This is a genomic window from Bacillus altitudinis, from assembly GCF_001191605.1.
GTDB lineage: Bacteria > Bacillota > Bacilli > Bacillales > Bacillaceae > Bacillus > Bacillus altitudinis.
Genome location: NZ_CP009108.1, coordinates 1,482,626 through 1,500,216, shown reverse-complemented (window position 1 = coordinate 1,500,216; position 17,591 = coordinate 1,482,626). Strand labels below are relative to the sequence as shown.

20 protein-coding genes are annotated in these 17,591 nt (G+C 41.3%); 3 read left to right on the top strand and 17 right to left on the bottom strand.

From position 1 onward, the window contains the following. Positions 1-3 precede the first annotated feature (3 nt). The 6 genes from ID12_RS07455 to acpS all read right to left on the bottom strand — a co-directional run bounded on the left by ID12_RS07455 (position 4) and on the right by acpS (position 4,732). Positions 4-834, bottom strand: a complete 831-nt coding sequence (locus tag ID12_RS07455) for an RsbT co-antagonist protein RsbRA (RefSeq protein WP_007496484.1) — start codon at positions 832-834, stop codon at positions 4-6. Between the two features lie 114 nt (positions 835-948). Next, entirely contained in the window at positions 949-1,299 is a 351-nt protein-coding gene (gene ndoA, locus ID12_RS07450; protein WP_003214169.1) for a type II toxin-antitoxin system endoribonuclease NdoA, read from the bottom strand. 4 nt (positions 1,300-1,303) lie between these two features. After that, a complete protein-coding gene (locus ID12_RS07445; RefSeq protein ID WP_012008995.1) occupies positions 1,304-1,585 on the bottom strand; it encodes a hypothetical protein in 282 nt (93 codons plus the stop codon). Between the two features lie 297 nt (positions 1,586-1,882). Further along, a complete protein-coding gene (alr, locus tag ID12_RS07440; RefSeq protein ID WP_050826986.1) occupies positions 1,883-3,061 on the bottom strand; it encodes an alanine racemase in 1,179 nt (392 codons plus the stop codon). Between the two features lie 128 nt (positions 3,062-3,189). Then, positions 3,190-4,206, bottom strand: a complete 1,017-nt coding sequence (locus ID12_RS07435; RefSeq protein ID WP_007496489.1) for an outer membrane lipoprotein-sorting protein — start codon at positions 4,204-4,206, stop codon at positions 3,190-3,192. Between the two features lie 160 nt (positions 4,207-4,366). Then, positions 4,367-4,732 (bottom strand): holo-ACP synthase, encoded by a 366-nt coding sequence (gene acpS, locus ID12_RS07430; protein WP_017366663.1) that lies wholly within the window; start codon positions 4,730-4,732, stop codon positions 4,367-4,369. Between the two features lie 93 nt (positions 4,733-4,825). Between acpS and ID12_RS07425 the strand changes: the two genes are divergently transcribed. Continuing rightward, a complete protein-coding gene (locus tag ID12_RS07425) occupies positions 4,826-5,431 on the top strand; it encodes a rhomboid family intramembrane serine protease (RefSeq protein WP_007496491.1) in 606 nt (201 codons plus the stop codon). 56 nt (positions 5,432-5,487) lie between these two features. On the opposite strand, the gene ID12_RS07420 is transcribed toward ID12_RS07425, so the two are convergent. From ID12_RS07420 to ID12_RS07390, 7 genes are all read right to left on the bottom strand, one after another. After that, a complete protein-coding gene (locus ID12_RS07420) occupies positions 5,488-6,984 on the bottom strand; it encodes a PH domain-containing protein (RefSeq protein ID WP_050826985.1) in 1,497 nt (498 codons plus the stop codon). Beyond that, entirely contained in the window at positions 6,974-7,453 is a 480-nt protein-coding gene (locus tag ID12_RS07415; protein ID WP_008346922.1) for a PH domain-containing protein, read from the bottom strand. Before ID12_RS07415 ends, ID12_RS07420 begins: the two co-directional genes overlap by 11 nt. A gap of 110 nt (positions 7,454-7,563) precedes the next feature. Further along, positions 7,564-9,054 (bottom strand): degradosome RNA helicase CshA, encoded by a 1,491-nt coding sequence (cshA, locus tag ID12_RS07410; RefSeq protein ID WP_017358400.1) that lies wholly within the window; start codon positions 9,052-9,054, stop codon positions 7,564-7,566. Between the two features lie 166 nt (positions 9,055-9,220). Beyond that, positions 9,221-9,559 (bottom strand): avidin-fold protein, encoded by a 339-nt coding sequence (locus ID12_RS07405; protein WP_017366661.1) that lies wholly within the window; start codon positions 9,557-9,559, stop codon positions 9,221-9,223. Between the two features lie 120 nt (positions 9,560-9,679). Continuing rightward, entirely contained in the window at positions 9,680-10,378 is a 699-nt protein-coding gene (locus ID12_RS07400) for an alpha/beta hydrolase (protein WP_017366660.1), read from the bottom strand. A gap of 26 nt (positions 10,379-10,404) precedes the next feature. Continuing rightward, on the bottom strand, positions 10,405-11,769 hold the full coding sequence (locus ID12_RS07395) for a UDP-N-acetylmuramoyl-tripeptide--D-alanyl-D-alanine ligase (RefSeq protein ID WP_025206792.1): 1,365 nt from the start codon (positions 11,767-11,769) through the stop codon (positions 10,405-10,407). 81 nt (positions 11,770-11,850) lie between these two features. After that, a complete protein-coding gene (locus tag ID12_RS07390; protein WP_050826984.1) occupies positions 11,851-12,933 on the bottom strand; it encodes a D-alanine--D-alanine ligase in 1,083 nt (360 codons plus the stop codon). Between the two features lie 193 nt (positions 12,934-13,126). Here ID12_RS07390 and ID12_RS07385 point away from each other — a divergent pair, with 193 nt between their 5' ends. Both ID12_RS07385 and fbpB read left to right on the top strand, forming a co-directional pair. After that, the gene (locus tag ID12_RS07385) at positions 13,127-13,447 is read left to right on the top strand and encodes a thioredoxin family protein (RefSeq protein WP_008346934.1); all 321 of its coding nucleotides are present in this window, start codon (positions 13,127-13,129) and stop codon (positions 13,445-13,447) included. A gap of 340 nt (positions 13,448-13,787) precedes the next feature. Beyond that, entirely contained in the window at positions 13,788-13,937 is a 150-nt protein-coding gene (fbpB, locus tag ID12_RS18830) for a Fur-regulated basic protein FbpB (protein ID WP_017366658.1), read from the top strand. Between the two features lie 98 nt (positions 13,938-14,035). On the opposite strand, the gene ID12_RS07380 is transcribed toward fbpB, so the two are convergent. The 4 genes from ID12_RS07380 to ID12_RS07365 form a co-directional block, all read right to left on the bottom strand. Then, on the bottom strand, positions 14,036-14,371 hold the full coding sequence (locus ID12_RS07380; protein ID WP_017366657.1) for a hypothetical protein: 336 nt from the start codon (positions 14,369-14,371) through the stop codon (positions 14,036-14,038). A 117-nt stretch (positions 14,372-14,488) separates the two neighbouring features. Continuing rightward, positions 14,489-15,256 carry an ABC transporter permease gene (locus tag ID12_RS07375; RefSeq protein ID WP_050826983.1) on the bottom strand — a complete coding sequence of 256 codons (768 nt, stop codon included), beginning with the start codon at positions 15,254-15,256 and terminating at the stop codon, positions 14,489-14,491. After that, on the bottom strand, positions 15,234-16,160 hold the full coding sequence (locus ID12_RS07370) for an ABC transporter ATP-binding protein (protein ID WP_050826982.1): 927 nt from the start codon (positions 16,158-16,160) through the stop codon (positions 15,234-15,236). Before ID12_RS07370 ends, ID12_RS07375 begins: the two co-directional genes overlap by 23 nt. Before the next feature lie 126 nt (positions 16,161-16,286). Continuing rightward, entirely contained in the window at positions 16,287-17,528 is a 1,242-nt protein-coding gene (locus ID12_RS07365; protein ID WP_026050049.1) for a dicarboxylate/amino acid:cation symporter, read from the bottom strand. Positions 17,529-17,591 lie beyond the last annotated feature (63 nt).

The window sequence follows — 17,591 nt, the reverse complement described above, 5'->3', positions numbered from 1 at the left end:
AGGTTATCCCTCCAATGAAACAATTTTTCGATTTGTCATTTCCAAAGCAGTTTGAATTCCTTTTTGAAGGGTATTCTTTGTTGTAACCTGAGATAAATCAATTCCAAGGTTAACGATCGTTTGGGCTATTTCTGGGCGAATACCGACAAGTAAACACTTCGCTCCTACTAATCTCACAGCCTCTGACGCTTGAATGATATGGTGGGCCACCATTGTGTCCACGACAGGTACACCCGTGATATCAATCAAGACGACCTGTGAGCGATGTTTGACGACACCATTAAGCAGGTTCTCCATAATTTTTTTCGCACGATCTGTATCAATTGTTCCAACAAGTGGCATGACGGTGATGTGCTCAAATACAGGGATTAGCGGGGCAGAAAGTTCCTGCAGCGCAATTTTTTGAAGGCTGACGGTTTTTTCCCATGAGATGGAATACTGGTTTAAGATCTCATTATGGATGGGTGTGATGAATCGATCGATTTGCCAGATGAGGTCATGACTTTCTTGTGTTGTATCTTTGTCATCGTTCATTTTTTCATATAAATGTGTACGGATTTCTGTTAGACCGTTTGCCAGTAACTTAAGTGATATACCCATTTGAACAATTTTTAAAGCAAAATTTTGCACTTTTTCTTCAAAATCCTCATGATCCCCCTCTGAAAGAGATGTAATGATGAGTTGAACATATTCCGAACAGATGGTTTCATACATTTTGTCGTTCAGCATCATGTCCGTTTCTTTTTCTCCGAGTCGTTTTAAAATGTCCGTCCACTCTTTTTCTAATTCCTTTTGGTGCTTTCTTGCAAAAGCTAACACGATATGATTCGACATGTTTTACCCCCTACTTACATTTAAAGCTCTTCTCTAGTCTTTCTTCATTATAACGTTAAAAAAAATTGAACACAAAAAAAGTTGCTCCCAGTAGAGCAACCAAGTATCACCATATTAAAAATCAATAAGAGCCAAACTAACTTGTAAGGCTTCATCAACCTTCTCCATCATCTCATCATCAAGATGTGTGATTTTATCTGTCAATCTTTGTTTATCGATTGTACGAATTTGTTCCAAAAGAATGACAGAATCTCGTTCAAAGCCGTAGCGCTTTGCATTAATTTCGACGTGAGTCGGTAATTTCGCTTTTTGTATTTGGGCTGTTATGGCTGCAACGATAGCAGTCGGGCTGAAGCGATTTCCAATGTCATTTTGAATCACCAATACCGGGCGAACCCCGCCCTGCTCGGAGCCAACAACAGGAGATAAATCAGCAAAGTAAACATCACCGCGTTTAACAATCAAATGTTTAACCCCCGCTGACTAATCGCTCAACTGTATTCTCAGCCTCAAATTCTGCGTATTGTGCCTCTGAAGAGATATTCAGATTAATTTTCGCCATCTCCATGTAGCCGCGTCTCATCGATTCACGATTTTGTCGAATATTACGTTCACGAATATACGTTTTTGTCGCTCGGTAGATCAATTCATTTCTTGTTACCTTATCCTGCTCTGCTACTCGTTCGATCTCAGACATCAAAGTCTCCGGCAGTCGAATCTTCATTTCGTTTGTTGCGCTGGATTCAGACAAAAAACATACACCTCCACAAAACTTACGGATACCGTATCGATCCATTCCAAGACTAATCATACCATTATTCAATGCACAAGCAAAGCTGTTTTTTCATGATTTCTTATTAGAACATGAAGCGGCTCGCCACCCGTAAATCAAGATGATAATGGAGTTCCTCTTTCCCATTATACGCTTTTTTCCGAAAATCATACGGTATTTCCAAAATCTCTAAAAAAGGGAGAATGTTTACCCTATTTTTGTCGAATAAAAAAGAACGAAGTCAGTTTGACTATCGTTCTTTTTGAATGTTGTTTATTAAAAACTTGACCCGCCTTGAAGGAGTGGATTCCGCACTTGCACTCTTTTGCCGTCTTCTATATATACTCTTGGAACACGGTGGCCAATCGAGCACGTGACTTCATAGTTAATGGTTTCAAGTCTTTTAGCGATTTCATCGACTGGTACCATGTCTTCTCCTTGCTTACCAATTAAAACGACCGGTTCCCCTACTGGAAGCTTGTCTTTCAGTTCAACCATGAATTGATCCATACAAACCCTTCCGGCGATCTTCCGGCGCTTTCCGCCAACAAGTACTTCCGTTCCTGCCAGCTTCCGGATCCATCCATCTGCATAGCCAACTGGAACCGTGCCGATCCACGTATCTTGATTGGCTGTATACGTTGCTCCGTAGCTGACACTCTCACCCTTTTGAATGTGCTTCACATGGGCAAGTTTTGTATGAAGAGACATAGCTTCTTCGAGCTTGAAAGGCAGTTCATCCTTGATTTCTTCTGACGGTGACAGCCCGTACATACTGATACCGAAGCGAACCATAGTAAACAAGACGTCTTTAAACCTTAGACCCGCCGCACTGTTGGCGCAATGAACGAGCAGCTTGTCCGTATGAAGCGGCTCAAGCAGTGTTTGAAAGGTGTCGACCTGCCGATCAAAGTAGGCCTCATCCTTTTCATCTGCTGTCGCAAAGTGAGTAAATACGCCTTCCAGCTGTAAATAAGAGTGCTCGCTGACAAGTTTTTTCACTTCGTTCACTTGCTCAATCGTTTTCACACCTAATCGGTTCATTCCGCTGTCTATTTTCAAATGAAATCGTATAGGCTGTCCCATCTGCCCTTTCATCATGTTGGTGACGTCTCTCAGCCAATCGATGGAGTATGCAGTCATGATGACATTGTATCGAACGGCGACTTTGACATATTCAGCAGGTACAGCGCCGAGCACAAGAATCGGGGCTTTGATGCCTTTATTTCTTAAAGAAATGGCTTCATCTAAAAAAGCGACGGCTAATAGGTCTGCTCCTGCTTCGAGGGCAGCTTTTGCCACTTCTATATCTCCATGTCCATATGCATTGGCTTTCACAACAGCCATTAGTTGGACGCTTTGACCAATATGGTCTTTCATATGTGAAACATTATGCTTGATTGCTGTTAAATCAATTTCTGCCCATGTGTCTCTATAAAAGGCATTTGTGTCCATTCATCACACTTCCCTATTGAATGATTCAATACTTCATTATGATACTAAAAATCCAGAATAATGTGAAACAACTCAAAGAAAATCAGCCCCTGTACAGGGCTGATTTGTTGTTATGTTAAGAATCTCGCCTATTTCGCTGACTGTCCTTCTACACTTTTGGCGACCATTAAGAGTTCTTCTTTCGATAAATCACTTGAAGAAATTAAGTAGTCAACTCCATCAGATGTCCAAGAAAGAGATTTGTCTGTCAGAACACCCACTGTCATGCCAAGATCGACTGGCTCGCCATTCATCGTCACAGGCGTAGACGCTTCTGCTACCCGCGCTTTTTCCTGAATGAGCGTGAAGGATTTCTTTCCGCCATACGTCATTACATACCGCTTCCCAGCATCTGTTGTCATTTCTTTCTCTTCCATTTTCTTCACGCCCTCTGGCATATCCACAGGCGTTTTCACAGCAAAGCTGTCAGATGGATCTGCACTTGTGGCAACATCCATTTGAGAAAGTGTCATATTTTTCTTCTCATCAAAGGCGTCTTTGTCAAAGGATTTGTTGAATTCAAAGTGAGAGAATTCTACTTTCACCATTGGCTTTTTATCGCTATCCAGTACTTTCACACTAGCAGGCGCCATTGTTTTTTTATGAAAGGTAATCTCTTGGGTCGGCAGCATTTGGTTGTGCTGATAGTTGGTTTTTGTTTCAAAAACGTACTTCGACTCTTTTGCTTTGAACTGAGCTGCACTGTCATTTTTAATGTCTTTCACAAGTGATTCAAATAAATACACCTGACTGCTGTTGTTCGGCCAATCACTATGGAAGCGGAAGCTTTTGTTTAATGAAGGTGTCAGCACAAATACACCATTGCCATTTCTTAAAATGACTTGACTCTGATCCTTCTTAGGATTTTCTAAATAGACACGGTAAAGCTCCGGCTTCTTGTACCAAATTTCCACATGGTATTCCTGCGGATCATTTCCTGTCTCAATGGTCATTTTTGCTTTGGCTTTGTATGATGTCATTTCCTCTGCCTTTTTGTTCAAATCTCCAACGATATCTTGTTGAGATTTTTGACCGCATGCGGAGAGAATCAATACAAAAAGGATCCCCGTTACAAGCAAAACAAAGCTTTTTCTCACCCTTTTCAACCCCTTCGTTAATTGTGTTAAAAGGAAGAAACCGCTTGTTTGACTTTAACAGTACGCCTCAAGAGTTAACTGCGTACCGCGAACCATCAAAGCCTGTTAGCAACTCGCCCTTCCTTATCGCACTACCCAATATATGAAGGGGGGACAAACAATATGCAGACTAGCTTGACAACCTTTCAATTAAAACTTGTGCTGCAGCATATTCTTTTGTGTGTGTAATGGATACATGAACGTAGTCTTCTTTTGTTTTCTCACTTTTGATGAGAGGTTTTCCGTTTGCATCTTTTTGTATCTCGATGTCGTGAAAGCTTACATACTGACCAATTCCCGTACCGTATGCTTTTGCGAATGCTTCCTTCGCCGCAAAACGCCCTGCCAGAAACTCCAGCTGTCTCTTTTCACTTAGTGTGCGAAAGACTTCTTGTTCACGTAAAGTCAAAATTCTTTCTGGTAAACGGGGCTGCCTGCTAAGAACTCGTGACAGCCGGCCGATCTCTACAATATCCATACCGATTCCTTTAATCATAAGGTACCTCCTATATACTCGTACTAATTTGGATGTTCGCTTCATAAACGTGTTACTATAAACTTACCATTATCTAGTCAAAAGGGGTTTGTTATGTTTATTCGAACGGAGAGCTTTCAACAATTTATTAGATCGTATCCAATCGTAACAGCGATCCTTGCTTTGCAAATCGGCCTATGGCTTTTATTTGCAATCCCTATTCCAATGATCCAGCTTGGGCAGGACCATCTCGTTGGTTTTAATTATGGTGTTGCAGCAGGAGAATGGTGGCGGCTTTTAACGCCTATTTTTCTTCACGGAAGTCTGACACATATTCTGTTCAATTCCATGTCGCTCTTCCTATTCGCTCCAGCACTTGAGTATTTGCTTGGAAAGGTTCGATTTCTTGTGATTTATCTGGGTGCTGGATTCATTGGCAATCTCGGAACCTATTGGGTGGAGCCTTTAGAGTACGTACATGTCGGGGCTTCTGGTGCGATATTTGGTTTATTTGGCGTCTATCTTTATCTTGTCCTATTTAAACCGCATATGATGGACCGTGGTAATTCTCAGGTGATCTTAACGATTCTCGGCGTCTCTGTTATTATGACGTTCGTCAACTCGAACATCAACATCATGGCCCACTTATTTGGATTGATAGGCGGCATGATCCTAGCACCGATCACTCTATTCTTCCATTCAAAAAAACGACGCTATTAAGCTCATAAAAAATGTCGATCACTCCGTTTAATGAGAGCTGATCGACATTTTTTGGTTTAAGATGATTGATTCGTTTCATAGGAATACCAATCGCATACACGTGCAGCATCTTCCTCTTCAAGGTGATGCACACCAAAGGAATCAAGCAAGGCAGAGGACTTCACAAAGGTGTGAATACTTGCCACCCGCCCTTTCTTTTGAAAATAGGATTGGGTCATCGTATAGTTTTGCATTCGTTTTCTTAAAACAATTCCAGTGGTCTTGCCGATACCTCTTGTCGTTAATTGAATCAGTTGATCTTTGATCACATATCCTGATTGTTTATAGGCTAAATACCCAAAAAACAAGGCAAATGGTAATGGAATCAGCGCCAAATACCCCCATGGTGGAAAACGTACAGAAAGGATTATACCTACAAGTAATGGAACAAATCCGTAAGATATCAGATAACGTTTTAGTGAACGCTTCGGCACTTTTTTCAATTCACTTTCTGGTGCCAGCTGATATTGATCTGTAAATTGCGTTAACAATTCATTGATCTTTTTCTTCCGTATGAGTGGAAATAAGACAGAAGAGGTCTCTTTTTCTGTAATGGAACCTCCTGCGCTGACAAGCATGACCGTCGCAAAACCAAATGGTTCACGCAGAATATTTTCTTTGATTTTCACTGCTTGAATTCTCGCAAGCGGAAGGGTCATTTGATGCCTTTCGATGAGTCCTCTTGTGATGATGATGTCTTTCCCTTTTCGTTTTGCGGTAAAATTCGCATATTGAAGGGCTGTTACCCCAACACTAAGAATCCACGCAATCAATACGGCAATAAATATGAGAATCGCATAAATCTCAACACTCGCATGACTTAAAAAAGAGAATTGCTTGACGAAGCCGTCCAAAGGCAGAATTTCATCTATTTGTGTGTAGATGGCAAGACACCCAGAAATAATGACGCCGATTCCGCTTGAAGTGGTCGCAGCCAAAAGCAGCTCTGGTATACCCATTCGGTAGGAAACACTGATTTCTTTTTCTACAGGCTGTTGCGCTGTCAGAGGATCAGGGAGATCTAAATTTTCATCATTCATTTCTTCTTGTTGCAAGCTTTTCTTCCGGTTGAAAATCGATTGCTTTAGTTGCTCAGCTTCTGCTTTTGTAATGGCCGTCAGGCTCACTTCAGGTCCATCCGTCCCGCCTGCCGTTTCGATTTGCACCCGAACCAAACCAAAAATCCGCTGGAAGATGCCTTCACTTGTATTCACCGTTTGAATTCGTTCTAATGAGATATACTTTTTCTTTTTGGTGATGACACCTGATTCCACTCGAAATTCATCGTCTTCCATTCGGTAGGTGAATCGTCTCCATGCTAAAACGGTTGAAACAGCTTTCCATAAAAGAAGCACACCAAGAATGATGAACGCATAAAAACGAATACTTGAATTCGAGTTCACAAAAATAAGCACGAAAAAAGGGATAATAAAGTTTTTGATCATGGATACGGCATCTGATATAAAATCAATGAACATCGAAATTGGATGTACACGTTTTGGTTCAGACATCATCTTCCGTCACCCTTGCTAATCGAGATATGTAATCGCGAAGCTCATCTGCCTCTTCTAATTCCAGTGCCGGAATATCATGCACTGTCGCAGCAGTAGAAATTTGAACAGATGCCAACCGGTAGCGCCTTAAAAGCGGCCCTTGAGATGTATCCACATGCTGAACACGTACCATTGGCACAATGACACGTGTGACACGAATCAATCCGTGCTGTATTTCAATTTCGTTCTCAAATACTTCATAGCGCCAGATGTGATGGCGGATTTTCGGTATGAGCCAGATTCCGAAGATGACCTGTAAAATCCACAAACCGATGAGGATGGCTCCAATCCAATATGGCCATTGAAAATAATAACTAGCTACAAATACCCCAATGATGATGAATAAGAAAATCAATGAGATAATTCCATTTTGAAGACGCCATACTTTTAATCCATTTAAGCTGATTTGACGTTGCGGCTGTTTTCTCACATTCTTCCCCCATTCTCTTACTTTTCTATCAATATATTACGAAAGAAAGCCTAAAAAGTTTCATTAGGACTGTTAAAAAAAGCGAACCCTGCAAAGGATTCGCTTTTGAATTAGTTGTTATAAGATTTCTTTTGACGACGATCGTTAGAAGAACGATTGCGGTCATTTGAAGAACGCTTTTTATCACCGTAAGATGAACGGCTTTTTCCGCGATAGCCGCCACCACCGCCGCCGTCTCTGCGTTTAGAAGAGCTGCGGTTGTTACGATTGCGTTTTGAAATCATTGGTGCTTCATCTGTCAAACGAACAGGCGTTGCATCCGGCTCTTTTGTCATCATTTTGATGGCAGCCGCAACCACTGTAACAGAATCATGATCTTCTAACAATTCAGCAGCTGCTGTCATGTAGAAGTTCAAGTTGTTTTCACTAATGATTGTGCGTAGACGGTCAACTGTGACTTGTTGTTGTCCTTCAATTGCCTCGTCTAGAGTTGGTTCTTTCATACGATCCATTTTACGCTTAGTCGTTTGCTCAATCGCACGAAGCATATCTTTTTCACGTGGTGTGATGAATGTCATCGCCATACCTGTACGTCCAGCACGGCCTGTACGTCCAATACGGTGTACATAGCTTTCTGGATCTTGTGGTACGTCGAAGTTATACACATGTGTAACACCTGAGATATCAAGTCCACGTGCTGCAACGTCTGTTGCGACAAGCACATCGATTGAACCTTCTTTAAATTTACGAAGCGCAACCATACGTTTCGCCTGAGTCAAGTCACCATGAATTCCTTCAGCTGTATAACCTCTAAGGTTTAATGCTTCAGTCAATTCGTCAACGCGGCGCTTTGTACGGCCGAAAACAATTGAAAGCTCTGGTGATTGAATGTCAAGAAGACGAGTCAATGTATCGAACTTCTTACGCTCGTGAATATCCAAGTAGAACTGCTGGATGTTAGATACAGTCATTTCTTTCGCTTTTACTTTTACATGTTCTGGGTTTGTCATGAAACGCTCTGCAATACGCTTAATTGGTGCAGGCATTGTCGCAGAGAATAAAAGTGTTTGGTGTTCACTTGGTACATTTGAAAGGATCGCTTCAATGTCTTCGATGAAACCCATGTTGAGCATTTCGTCTGCTTCATCAAGCACGACTGTTTCAACATTTTGAAGACGCATTGTGCGACGATTAATGTGATCAAGTAAACGTCCTGGAGTTCCTACAATGATATGAGGATTTTTCTTGAGCGAACGGATTTGACGGCCGATATCTTGTCCACCGTAAATTGGAAGTACACGTGCACGCTTGTCTTGGCCGATTTTGTATAGCTCTTCAGATACTTGAATCGCTAATTCTCTTGTTGGCGCAATGATGATCGCTTGGATGTTAGGAGACGCTGGATCGATTTTTTCTACAAGAGGAATACCAAATGCTGCAGTTTTTCCTGTTCCTGTTTGTGCTTGTCCGATGACATCTTTATTCTGAAGACCGAGAGGAATCGTTTCTGCTTGAATCGGTGTTGCTTCTTCAAATCCCATGCGGTTAATAGCTTTCATGAGACTTTCGCTTAATTGAAAATCTTGAAACGTTATAGTCAATTTATTCAAACTCCTTCTAATTGCTGTTTCAGTAATCTCGTGAATGATCATTAAAAACTGCCCTTTGTATGAAAGGACAGGTCCATTATATACAAAGCCCGAATTACCCTACATTATATCTTACCATTACACTATTTGTTTTTCAACAAGACAGAAATGGATATATCTACTGCTCGACAATGACTGATTCACCTTCACTTTGATCTCCGTCCATCCATTTCCACTTTTCAAACAGTTGGATTTTCCCGTTATCCAGCTGCTTAGGGGTGGAATGACATGAACCGCTTCTCATGCTGCCATCCTTACTTACATGATGATATCTAAAATGAAGTGCTCCGTCTTTATTCACAGTTCCTACAAGTACGCCAGATTGAATACTGCCGCCTTGATATGTGCCCGTTAAAATATTCCCGTCCTGACGATATTGAAATATGGTTCCTTCCGATACTTCCCCATTGCTCGAATTAGACTGCGGGACAAAGGTTTTTCCGTCATATTGAAACAACCGAATCGACCACCTTTTCTTACCTATTGTAACATAGGCCTGTCACTCATTCGACAAAAATGATGCAAATTTTAACAAGTGGGATTCAATTTATATTAGTTTAGCCACATTTTAGCTTTTCTATAGATTAAATTGTTTTTTTAGAAATTGTTCGACTTTCTCAAACAATTGCTGTGCACAAGGCTCATGACAAACGTGATGTTTACAATCCGGTAAATAGAACATTTCTTTCTGACGGGACGGGATTTTATGATAAATGAATTCTGCACTAGAAGCGGGGACGATCCCATCGCTTTCACCTTGAACGATCAAGACAGGTAGATGAAGCTTTTCAAGAGAACCTTTCGTTTGCTTCACCAATTTCATAAATTCTACAGCAGCTGATAGCGGTGTACTCTTCAGCTTATGACGATATCGATCATACAATGGGTTCGTATCAATCAAACCAGACAAGGATTCCTTCACCATCTGCCTTGTGTCTTGAATCATTTGTTTTGGGTTAACATATTTAGCAGCAGCACTTAACAGAACAAGACGGGCCACTGGATACTTCGCTGCTAAATATGAGGCAATCATCCCGCCCATAGAAAAGCCGACCAAATAAATGGTGTCACATGTTCGGTAAAGGGATAAGAGTTCTAATTCAGCGGTGGCAATCCACTCCTGATAGAGAATGCCTTTGAGCTGAAGTTCCTCCCCATGCCCCGGAAGCGTGACAGATTGTACCGTCCAATCTGTCGTCTGCTTTAAATATTCCGCAAGCGGCTCTACTTCATACGGGGCACCAGTAAAACCGTGTATACATAGACAGCCAATCACCCTGTCACCTTCTTTGCCGATCTGATTTATAGTGCAGTAATCACGTCTTCCAATCTCATGCCACGGGAAGCTTTGACCAGAACGACATCGTCAGGTCCTGCCACATCCGCTAGTTTTTTCTTCAGTTCTTCTTTGTCCATATAAGAAGATACACGGTCGTCTCCAAATGCTTTCTTTGCTCCTTCAGCAATGAATGCGCCAAGACGGCCAAACGTTAAAACATGATCAATAAACTCAGGCTTGATGTACTCCCCTACTTCAAAATGATAGGTTTCTTCTTCACTGCCCATCTCCAGCATATCTCCGAGAACGAGTATGCGGTTAGCAAAGCCATCCATATCTCCTACAAGATCAATCGCTGCCTTCATCGACGTAGGACTCGCATTATACGCATCGTTGATAACCGTGATGCCCTTATCTGTTTTAAACAGTTCTAAACGCATGCCTGTCAATTTCGTTTGCATTAGCCCTTGGGCAATTTGCCTTTCATTCAGACCGAAATGCTGGCCGATTGCAATAGCTGCAAGAGCATTCTTTACATTGTGTTTCCCTAATACAGGAATGAGAAACCCTTGAGCATATCCCTCCACTTGAAATTCAGTGCCTTCAGCGAGTTGGTGGATGTGAATCACCTTGATATCACAGTCCTCTGATTCCCCAAATGTTTTTACGCTACGTGCAAGGGCATTTGCTCTTTGGCGGAGTAAAGGCTCGTCTCCTAAATAATAAAAAGTCCCATCCTCTTTTAACCCTTTTGTGATCTCACATTTTGCATCTGCAATGGCTTCTCTTGATCCTAGATCCTGCATATGAGATTCTCCAATATTGGTGATGACAGCTGCATCAGGTTCAGCGAGATTAGATAAAAATTCGATTTCTCCTTTTGCACTCATGCCCATCTCTAATACAGCAATCTCTGTTTTTTCTGGCATTGCAAGGATGGTCAGTGGAAGTCCAATATGATTATTAAAGTTGCCATCTGTTTTATGGACTCTGTATGTCGTTTGTAGGACAGAATGGATCATGTCTTTCGTCGTTGTTTTGCCATTACTTCCAGTAATACCGACAACTCGAGGGTTTTCCTCTTTTAAGTATGATTTCGCAAGCTGTTGGAGTGCTGTCAGAGTATCCTCTACAAGAATGACAGGTACACCGGATGGTGGGTTCGCTTCTGTTTCATTCCAAAGAACCGCTGCCGCTCCAAGCTCCACTGCTTTTGAAGCAAAAGTGTGACCGTTAAAATGTTCCCCGATAAGCGGGATAAATAGTGCGCCTTTTGATACTTTTCGTGTATCTGTTGTCACTCCGTGTATCTGTTCTTCGCCAAAAGCTTCATTCGATAATGTGCCACCAGCCATTTGGGCGACTTGTTTCACTGTACGTTTGATCATGTTTTTTCGCCTCTCTTTCTCATTTCACGTTTGAAGGAAAAGAGACACTACCTGTAGGATAGTGTCTGCTTGCTTCTTACATTAAAAAGTGGTTTTAATGGTTTGTTTTTCTTGATGGCGCTCAATTGCAAGTGACACCAGCTTCTCAATCAGCTCAGGATACTCTACACCAGTATGTTTCCAAAGCAGCGGGAACATACTAAAAGGTGTGAACCCTGGCATTGTATTCACTTCATTGATCAGCACTTCGCCTTCTTCTGTTAGGAAGAAATCTGCACGTACGAGGCCAGATCCATCAATGGCTTTAAATGCCTTAATCGCCATATCATGAATCGTCTTGTACTCTTCCTCTGACACACTCGCAGGAATGATCAAATCTGTATCGCCATCTTCATATTTTGCTTTGTAGTCATAAAAATCTGTTTTAGGTGCAATTTCACCAACAACTGAGCATTTCGGCTCGTCATTTCCTAATACACCAATTTCAATTTCTCGTCCTACAACGCCTTCTTCCACAACAACACGACGATCATATTGGAAAGCCAAATCAAATGCTGTTTGCAGCTCTTCTTTGCTGCGGCATTTACTAATTCCGACACTTGATCCCATGTTGGCAGGTTTCACAAAACAAGGATACCCGAGAATTGCTTCTACCTGTTCTAGACTGTCTGATATGGCTTTCTCATAATCCTTTTTATTGAAGGAAAGGTGCTTTGCCTGCGCAAGTCCAGCTTGAGCAAACACATCTTTCATCATGACTTTATCCATACCCGCAGCAGACGCGAGAACGCCGTTACCAACATACGGGATATTCAATAGTTCAAGTAACCCTTGCATGGTCCCATCTTCACCATTTGGCCCATGTAGCAATGGAAAGACAACATCAATCTTTTCATCAGCTGCTGCAGGCTGTGGAAACATGCTTTCATTTAAAGAAGTTGGTAAAAACGTCTTTGCATTTTGTTCAAATTGAAGCATTTTGACGTTTGATACTGGTTCAGTGAGTTTTTCTCCTCTTAGCCATTCGCCCTCTTCTGTAATATAAATTGGATGTATATCGAACTTCTCAGTGTTAAGTGCTTTTGTAACTGCAAGGGCTGTTTGCAGTGATACATTATGTTCGGCTGACTTTCCGCCGTAAACCAATCCTAAACTTATTTTCAATGGATACTCCCCCCACTAAAATTCATCTTTACTATCTTATCACTTTCAAGCAAAAATGCTCTAATTAATTTTTGTTGTTACGGAATTGAAATGATTTGTAAAGATTGTAAGCGCCCCCCCGAGCATTTGTATGTCATTCGCCTTTATTTTATATTAAAATGACAAAATGACATTGAAAAGGAGTTGTGACAAATTGAAAAAAATTACAAGCACTGAACAATTCAACGAAATCATTCAATCAGACAAAGAGGTCATCGTTAAATTCTTTGCGACATGGTGCCCTGATTGCACTAGAATGGACATGTTCATTCCAGACATCTTAGAGGCTTATGCTCAGAATGAATGGTTTGAAATAAACAAAGACGACTTTCCTGAGTTAGCGGAAACGTATCAGGTCATGGGAATTCCTAGCCTGTTAATTTTCAAAAATGGCGAAAAAACAGGTCATTTACACAGTGCCAACGCTAAATCACCTGAAGAAGTAACAGAGTTTCTTCAAGAACACGTTTCATAACTCATTTGAATGGAGACATCAGCCAACTCATGCTGGTGTCTTTTTTTATATCCTTTTAAATCAAATCTCTTCATAAGACGAGATGTGCGGCTAAAACGTTTCAACATCGGCAGGGAATGTTTGATCTGATTTCATGACAAGGTTTGACAGCGGATTATTTCCTGGGAAAGAATTCATCGTCGATATGGATGGGAATATGTCGGTTACGTGAATTTTCTGAATTGAATCTTTACTTATGACATTCTGCTTTGTATAATGGAGTTGCTAATTGAAAATGATTATCAATTTCATCTGTGTGAAATCTTATAGAATCCATTCTACCAAAGGAGCGTTGAGTTACATGTCTAAGAAGAAAATCAAAACGTATCAGCAATTGATTGAAGAAAACAAGGAAGCGATCATGCGAGACCCTAAGATGATGGAAAGTATATACGCAACCATCGACAAAAAGCACCAGAAGCAGCTTGCCGCTGCTGGACGTGAATCATAAACACAAGAAGAGCAGTCAAATAGATGGCTGCTTTTTTATTTGCCTGAAGAAAAGAAAAAGCCGATAAAATCTATTCTTCGATTTTATCGGCTTTTGTTTTAATGTGATTTCGCTACACGGTCTTGTTTCATTCCTAAATAGATGAGCATATATGTTAGATAACCCATTGTCATCGTTAAACCACCGAAGAAGAATTGTGAAAACACGGGTTCTTCAAATGTCGTAACGGCAGCAAGAACGATCCAGCTCGCATATAAATAGACCATGAACCATTTCATGTTTCTTTTAAGTGTATACAGAAAGAAAAGACCCGCTAATGAAAAGATCCCTAGCGCTAGTCTGAAATAAACAAGATGATCAAACTGGAAGGCAAAAGACACAAACGAAAACGACAACAGCAACAAAATAGGTAAAGCCGTAATAAAATTTTTCACGATAGTGCCACCTCCATGACTCTGTCTTATTATAAGACAAAATCAGCCGGTTATCGTGAAATACAGACTCGTTTTCACAAAGATGTCACGAATTTTTCTTGTTATTTGACACAATTTTTACACATTTACATCACGCTTCCAAAAAAGGAGCCAAGCAGCACCAACAAAGAAAACGAAATGCGCCCCTACAATGAATAGTGAAAACAGAGGGCTCATGCCCTGAAAGAGCGGCGGACCTTGAAAACTGTATTGTGTAAAGTCCGTATTAGCGAAAAGTAGAATCTTCCCCCACTGATTTTCTAACAGAGACATGATCGACACTAATGATTTCGTCGCGTATAAGACGAAAAATGAAGTCACAAGTGCAATCAGACTGTTTCTAAACAAACTTGAGCACAGAAAAGCAAAGCTTGCCATCATGACCACTTCCACCCACTGTGATCCAATCACAGCAAATGTGTGCAGAAATAATCGCCCAGTGCTTTCATCAAAATCAGTACCAAAGAAAATAAGGCCAAAAAGAAAAGCGAACACATAATAAAAAACAAACAGGTAAAGGACCATCAGCACAAGAGTGATGTATTTTGCCAAGAAAATATGAAGCCTTGTCTTTGGCCGGATCAACAAGAACTTGATGGTTCTTTTTTGAAACTCTGTTGAGATCAATGTGGCGCCAATCACGACAGCGAACACTTGTAAAATAAACACAACATTCGTGGAATAAGCAAAATAGTTCGCGACTGTATCTTGCCCGCCAAGCCCGGAAATGACTCGTTTCAATGCTAGAGCCATCGTCAATTGAAAGACAACAATCAGTCCAAGTGCAATGAATGTGATCTTTTGTCTCGTGATTTTTTTATGTTCATTCTTGATGAGTTGAAGCATCTGCCGTCCCACCTTCCGTCCATTTCATAAAGGCCTCTTCAATTGATTGTTTTTGAGGCGTCATTTCAAGTACATCAAATTCTGCTAAGACAAGCTGTTTATTCAGCTCCGGCACACGGTCTTTATTCAGTTGAACCAGCACATGCTGATCCCTTTGTTCATATGTATATCCTTGCGTATCTAGCCATGAAACTGCCTTTTCTACTGGCTGAATATCCATCAACACCTGCTCTTTTCCTTCCATGTCTCGAAGGTTTGTATTGGCTTTGATTTGTCCTTTTTGGATGATGATCATGCGGTCACAAAGCTCTTCTACTTCATGCAAAAGATGTGTAGCAAATAACACAGAGACACCTTCTTCTTGTACAAGCATTTGCAAGTGCTCTCGAAACTCCTTCATTCCTGCGGGATCAAGCCCATTTGTTGGTTCATCTAAAATGAGCAGATTGGGCTTATGCAAAATGGCTTGTGCAATCCCGAGCCTTTGTTTCATCCCTAGTGAATACGTTTTGACCTTCTGGTGAATGGCGTGCTCCAGACGAACTCTTTTTACCACTTCAAAAATGCGCTCTTCTGAAACTCCATCATGCATAGACGCATACAGCTCAAGGTTTTCAAAACCTGTTAAATATGAATAAAATTCCGGATTTTCTATGATCGCCCCAACAGATGACATCGCCTTTAGATGATCATCATCTTGAGAATATCCATTAATGATGATCCGGCCGTTGTTTTTTTTCATCAAGCCAACAATCAATCGAATCAAGGTCGTTTTTCCAGACCCATTTGGTCCAAGTAAACCGACAATTTCCCCTTGCCTAATGTCCATCGAAATATGTTGTAAAATTTGATGCCGGCCAATTTGTTTATCGACGTTCTCTATGTGTAGAACAGCAGACTGCAAAGTGGTTCCTCCTTCTGATGTAAAACCTATGGCGGCAGTTACGGCCGCTCATCCTGTAAAAAGTATATCACGCTAGACAAGCCGTTCCACGAAAAAAAGGGCTGATCCAGTCAGCCCTTTTTGTTGTTACAGTGATAAATTAGGTGTTGGTGCTTCCTTCTCATGTTTCTTCTCGGTTTCAGAAACAATCACCGCACATGCTGCGTCACCTGTAATATTGACCACGGTTCTTGCCATGTCTAATAAGCGGTCTATGCCAAGGATCAGCGCAATGCCCTCAACAGGAAGATTCACGGAATTTAAAACCATGGCTAGCATGATGAGCCCTACCCCTGGGACACCTGCTGTGCCAATACTTGCTAGTACTGCCGTTAAGACAACTGTCAGCATTTGAACAAGGGTTAATTCAACTCCATACACTTGTGCGATAAAAATAGTCGCAACCCCTTGCATGATCGCTGTACCATCCATATTAATGGTCGCACCTAGCGGCTGCACAAAGCTTGAAATAGGTTCTGGCACCTTCAAACGCTTTTGAGCTGTTTCCATTGATACTGGCAGTACTGCGTTACTGCTTGATGTACTAAATGCCACAACCATCGCTGGAGAAAATCCTTTGAAGAATGCCATTGGATTTCGTTTAGCTAATAGGGCAACGGTTGACCCATAGGTCAGGAAGAAATGCAAGATCAGCGCAATTAAGACGACTGAGAAGTAAAGTCCCATCGCTTTCATGGCATCGAGCCCCTGACTGCCAATTGCCGTTGCGATCAAACCGAATGTCCCGTACGGTGCGAATTTCATCACAACACCGACAAGATACATCATTAATTCATTTCCTTGTTCAAACAGCTTCAGCAAACCTTCTGTTTTTTTACCGAGCAAGGCAATGCCAAGACCTAAAAATACACAGAAGACGATAATTTGAAGCATATTTCCTTCAACTAGAGATTGGACTGGATTGGTTGGAATAATATTGAGTAGTGTGTCTGCCATTGATGGGGCTTCCTCAGCGGAATATTCTGCCGCTTTCGTATCAAAATTGCCAAATGTGCCTGGCTTAATAAGTAAGGCCAATGAAATGCCAATAATGATGGCAAAAGTCGTAGTGAGTAGAAAGTAAGTAATGGTTTTTACGCCGATTCTGCCAAGTTTTTTCGGATCGCCAAGGCCTGCTACACCAAGTGTGATCGAAAAGAAGACAATCGGTACAACTAACATTTTAATCAGGTTTAAGAAGATTTGACCTAGAGGTGTAAATAGATAAGGGTCTAACACTTTGAATACATTTGGAGCAAAAATGTTGAGCAGTAGTCCTGTGATTGCACCTACAATTAAAGCAATAATAATTTTCGTCGCAAGCTTCAATAAAATCTCCCCTTCCTCGTCAAAAAGGCCCACGAGAGAGTCTTCTCGTGGGCCTGCGTGTCC

What these genes read in the sequence shown, in the direction of transcription:
- ID12_RS07375 (WP_050826983.1), bottom strand. Translation starts at nt 15,256, where the DNA reads ATGCTTCAACTCATCAAGAATGAACATAAAAAAATCACGAGACAAAAG.
- ID12_RS07455 (WP_007496484.1), bottom strand. Translation starts at nt 834, where the DNA reads ATGTCGAATCATATCGTGTTAGCTTTTGCAAGAAAGCACCAAAAGGAA.
- ID12_RS07425 (WP_007496491.1), top strand. Translation starts at nt 4,826, where the DNA reads ATGTTTATTCGAACGGAGAGCTTTCAACAATTTATTAGATCGTATCCA.
- acpS (WP_017366663.1), bottom strand. Translation starts at nt 4,732, where the DNA reads ATGATTAAAGGAATCGGTATGGATATTGTAGAGATCGGCCGGCTGTCA.
- fbpB (WP_017366658.1), top strand. Translation starts at nt 13,788, where the DNA reads ATGTCTAAGAAGAAAATCAAAACGTATCAGCAATTGATTGAAGAAAAC.
- ID12_RS07395 (WP_025206792.1), bottom strand. Translation starts at nt 11,769, where the DNA reads ATGATCAAACGTACAGTGAAACAAGTCGCCCAAATGGCTGGTGGCACA.
- ID12_RS07420 (WP_050826985.1), bottom strand. Translation starts at nt 6,984, where the DNA reads ATGATGTCTGAACCAAAACGTGTACATCCAATTTCGATGTTCATTGAT.
- alr (WP_050826986.1), bottom strand. Translation starts at nt 3,061, where the DNA reads ATGGACACAAATGCCTTTTATAGAGACACATGGGCAGAAATTGATTTA.